3 protein-coding genes and 1 pseudogene are annotated in these 4,140 nt (G+C 47.9%); 2 read left to right on the top strand and 2 right to left on the bottom strand.

Annotated elements, in window-relative coordinates; all coding sequences use genetic code 11:
• The first annotated feature begins 469 nt into the window (after positions 1-469).
• Both C1752_RS27825 and C1752_RS27820 read left to right on the top strand, forming a co-directional pair.
• The gene (locus C1752_RS27825; protein ID WP_110989288.1) at positions 470-1,144 is read left to right on the top strand and encodes a dienelactone hydrolase family protein; all 675 of its coding nucleotides are present in this window, start codon (positions 470-472) and stop codon (positions 1,142-1,144) included.
• Between the two features lie 31 nt (positions 1,145-1,175).
• Complete coding sequence (locus C1752_RS27820) at positions 1,176-2,459, top strand: MgtC/SapB family protein (RefSeq protein WP_110989287.1); 1,284 nt, start codon at positions 1,176-1,178, stop codon at positions 2,457-2,459.
• Positions 2,460-2,504: 45 nt separating this feature from the next.
• On the opposite strand, the gene C1752_RS27815 is transcribed toward C1752_RS27820, so the two are convergent.
• Both C1752_RS27815 and C1752_RS27810 read right to left on the bottom strand, forming a co-directional pair.
• Positions 2,505-3,263: a photosystem reaction center subunit H gene (locus tag C1752_RS27815; RefSeq protein WP_110989286.1), complete on the bottom strand. Its 759-nt coding sequence runs from the start codon at positions 3,261-3,263 to the stop codon at positions 2,505-2,507.
• Positions 3,264-3,474: 211 nt separating this feature from the next.
• Positions 3,475-4,061, bottom strand: a pseudogene (locus tag C1752_RS27810) (IS5 family transposase); the annotation flags it as partial.
• Between the last annotated feature and the right edge of the window lie 79 nt (positions 4,062-4,140).

Raw genomic sequence — 4,140 nt, 5'->3', positions numbered from 1 at the left:
AGATTGGCGAAGGTCTTGAAGAGTTGATGCTTCATCTTCAGTCAAAGTGATACGCAATGCTGCTGGCATGGAGGAAGAGGCGATAGATACGATAGCTATCTTAAGCTTATTTGCACCTCTCTACTTAGTAATCAGATGTATCTGTTCTGCTGGCTATCCTGGAACCAAAAGTTGAGGATCTTATGAGGCGAAGAATTTGGGTAATCTGCTTGAGTTCTCCACAGGTTCCCCATATTTAGACCCTAATCTTAATGATGGAAGCAACCGTTCTACATAGCATAAATAGGGCTATTGAAGGATTTTGATGCACAGTGTCAATGAAAAAATAGTCACTCTGGAGCGTCCACTTCAATAGATGAAGGCTAGCGGTTTTTTCTAGTTCTTGAGTGATGGCCTAAAGTCGGTGCTTAACTCACTTATCGCCATCAAAAGGATAAAGCAGAACTGCTTCTATAGGAGGATAAACGACATGACCAACAACATGAAAACAATGGAGCTTTGCATTGAAGTTGATGGAGGAGCATTGCGCGGAACGCTCACTCGCCCCGAACCGGAACAGGGGCTGATTATATTTGCCCACAGTAACGATAGAGGTCGTCATTGTCCCCACAACGATGCTGTCGCTGATGCTCTAAATCGAAACGGTTTTGCGACGCTACAGCTCGACCTTCTCACGTCGAACGAAGAACTTATTGACCTTAGGACTCACAATCTTCGGTTTAATGTGAGCCTACTATCGCTCAGGCTGATAGAGGCTACCGATTGGCTCACGCAGCAGTCTTTTACTCAAGAACTCAGAATGGGTTATTTCGGAACCAATACAGGTGCTGCTGCAGCTTTTATCGCTGCGGCGGATCGCCCCAATATTGTCGGAGCAATCGTTTCAAGGGGTAGCTACCCTAATTTAATCGGTCTTTCGCTACGTCGTGTACAGGCACCTACCCTGCTCATCACTGGCGAACAAGACTTACCGGCCCTTTGTGCCAATCAGGATACTTTCGCTCAACTTCAGGTTAAAAAGCGACTAGCGATCGTTCCGAGGGCAACCCATTTGTTTAAGGAACCCGGCACATTGGCAGAGGCTGCTCAGCTTGCGAATCAGTGGTATCAAGAACATCTTGTCTCAGCAATGCAGGCCGTCTAGCCCCAGGAACCGCGTCATTGGCAGCTAGGGTATGGATAATCTTAACCTGCAACTCACGTCCCAACTAATCCCATCAAGTGTTCTAAAGCTTTTGTGGGTATTATTCCTATCCTTTCTAATCGGCTTAGAACGAGAGGAGCATCGAACCGAAACGGGCCGCTATGCATTTGGTGGGGTACGCACCTATCCCCTGATTGGTCTGGTGGGGTATAGTTTGGCTTTTCTATCGAACGGTCAGGGCCTGCCTTTAGCTGTTGGATTTTTTGCGATCGCATCTCTAATGGCTCTCTCCTACTGGCACAAGCTCCAAACATCAACAGAAGCAGGTCTAACCTCTGAAATCGCTAGTCTAGCGACCTATTTGGTCGGTGCGCTGGTTCATCTCGGTCACTTTTGGGAAGCATCAGCACTGGTGGTTTCCAGTCTGATTTTGCTGGAGCTAAAGTCAGCACTCGAAAATCTAGCAACACGATTTTCACCGGAGGATATTCTTACCTTTACCCAATTTTTGCTGCTGACCATCGTCATTTTGCCCATTCTCCCCAATCAGGACTTCGGCGAATTTCAGATTAATCCCTTCAAAACTTGGTTGGTGGTCGTTGCAATCAGCACCGTCTCCTACGCCAGCTTCTTACTACAGCGGGTCGTGAAAGGAAAGGGAGGCATTCTATTGGTTGCACTTCTGGGCGGGGCTTATTCTTCTACTGTGACCACGATTGCCCTGGCTAAGCATTCGGTTAAAACGCATTCTCCACATCGATATGCTGGAGCGATCCTAGTGGCTGCAGGTATGATGTATCTCCGCGCTGCGTTGCTGGTGAGTCTGTTCAATCCCAGCTTAGGAAAAATCCTGGTCTTGCCGATGGGAGGACTTGCGATCGCATCCGTAACAGGGGGTGGGCTGTGGTCAATGCGATCTATTGCGGTCCAGCCATCAGAGTCAGCCCAGCGACGGAAGGTTCAAAACCCATTAGAGCTGAAAGCTGCTCTGGCCTTCGCAGCCCTATTTCTGGTGATCGTTATCCTAACCCACTATGCACTTCAATTCCTGGGACAAGCGGGAGTCTATACCCTGGCCGGAATCATGGGGATAGCAGATGTCGATCCCTTTATCATGGGCATCACTCAGTCTGCTAGCCAGTTAGCGTCTCTGCGGGTGGGTGCTACCGCCATTCTGATTGCGACGGCTAGTAACAATGTTGCCAAAGGTCTCTATGTTCTGAGCTTTGGCGATCGCAAAACAGGAAAGCAAAGCCTAGTACTATTAAGTACTCTGTCGCTATTGAGCATCATCCTGACCTTTTTTATTAGATAAACTTGCCTGCGTCATACCAAATATTTTCTCCAGCTAACAGCGAGATCACTTCTGTTTTTTGCTCGAAATATCTTCCCAGGCAGTCTTCAGAGCAGCTTGAGCGTGCCTTATACTTCGATCGATGCTTTGCTGTAAATTGGCCCATTGTTCATGTAAAAACTCAGTGGCTTCCTGGAGGATGTGGTGATCATAATCAGCGGCTAAATCTTCGCTGACCTGCTTGATTTTGAGCCGGACGCTTTCAGGGTAGTCATCAGAGGCAATTAGGCCGTGTAGACGAACAATCATCTCCTGCACGAGAGACTGCACCGGATCAGACCTTTCGCACAGGAATCCCTCCAATCCCTTGGACTCGTCTTGGAGACAGTGTTTGGTGTCTTCATCTACATGGATGACTCCAGCCCTATATTCAGCGATATATTTGGGGAATAGTATGGCTCGCCCACCGTATGATGAGGCAATATCACCTGCCAAGAGATAAGCAACAATTTCTCCGGTGTGCCAATCAAAGAGAAAATCCTCTACCCAGCCTAAGGGCTTGCTCAGCTTGGATTGCACCGCGATCTGAGCCGAGTGATGTATGTAGAATTGGGTAACCGACAGCAGATGCGAATAGATCGACACAACACCTCTGTTCACGCCAGAGATTTGGTCAAGGGGGCAATATCCCTGTTGACTGAATAGGTACTTCACGCGCCTCAATTCATCAATCCACAGGTCTTCGACAGTCCCAATTTTAGAAGCTGTGGTGCTGTCAATCATGGTTGCACCAATTATCTGACTACGACGGATAACGCTAAGCATGGTGTTTCTCTGGAATCATTTCAGAAATATTGCTGTTGTCTCAATTCTGAAATTAACCTGCAAAGTTGAAGATGACATGAGGTTTTAAAGTGGGTAAAAGGCAGCGATTCTCAAGTTCTCTTGCATCATATGGATCACGGTGAAATTTATTGGTTTTGTTCCCATGTCGGCAAGAACTTCCGAACTTAGAGGGTATTTATAAAGTGAATCTTTAGGTCGCTAATCGTTTCAGCATGATTCTCGTCATCACCGCATAGATAGCTGCCTCGCTCATTTCCGGTAAGCGCTCGTAATCTTTGCTTAAACGTCGATACCAGTTGAGCCAGCCAAAAGTGCGTTCAACAACCCACCGCTTGGGTAAAAGTTCAAACTCTGGCCCCATGCGTTGAATCACTTCGACCTTTGCTTGGATCATCAGCCATACCGCTAATGCAAACTTATCGCCGCTATAGCCGCCATCAACCCACAATACCTTGACTCGCTTGAGACACGCTTGATACTCGTCCCATAACTCCATCAAGGCATAAGCACTGGCCAATCGTTCACTGGTGTTAGCTGCAGTGACGACCACTTTCAAGAGCAAACCGAGGCTATCGACGAGGACATGACGCTTTCTGCCTTTGACTTTCTTGCCGCCATCAAAGCCGTAGACCTCCCCCTTTTTTCAGTCGTCTTGACCGACTGACTATCTGTTGCAAGTGCGCTGGGATGGGCCTGTCTGCCTAGCTTTTGGCGTAGTTGCTCACGCAGGGTATGGTTCATCTGTTCCCAATGGCCGTGCCGCTGCCATCTGCGGTATAGCGGTTCTCGACCTGATGAGGTACAAATAGAGAATCTAACCCCCTATTGAGTTTGATAGGAATGAGACCCTACTCTC

The organism is Acaryochloris thomasi RCC1774, assembly GCF_003231495.1.
Lineage (GTDB): Bacteria > Cyanobacteriota > Cyanobacteriia > Thermosynechococcales > Thermosynechococcaceae > RCC1774.
Note: the sequence above shows the minus strand (reverse complement) of the source record. Positions and strands in the feature narration are given on the sequence as shown.

Bases quoted from the DNA above. Each gene is read 5' to 3' on its own strand.
- C1752_RS27825 (WP_110989288.1), top strand. From the start codon at position 470: ATGACCAACAACATGAAAACAATGGAGCTTTGCATTGAAGTTGATGGA.
- C1752_RS27820 (WP_110989287.1), top strand. From the start codon at position 1,176: ATGGATAATCTTAACCTGCAACTCACGTCCCAACTAATCCCATCAAGT.
- C1752_RS27815 (WP_110989286.1), bottom strand. From the start codon at position 3,263: ATGCTTAGCGTTATCCGTCGTAGTCAGATAATTGGTGCAACCATGATT.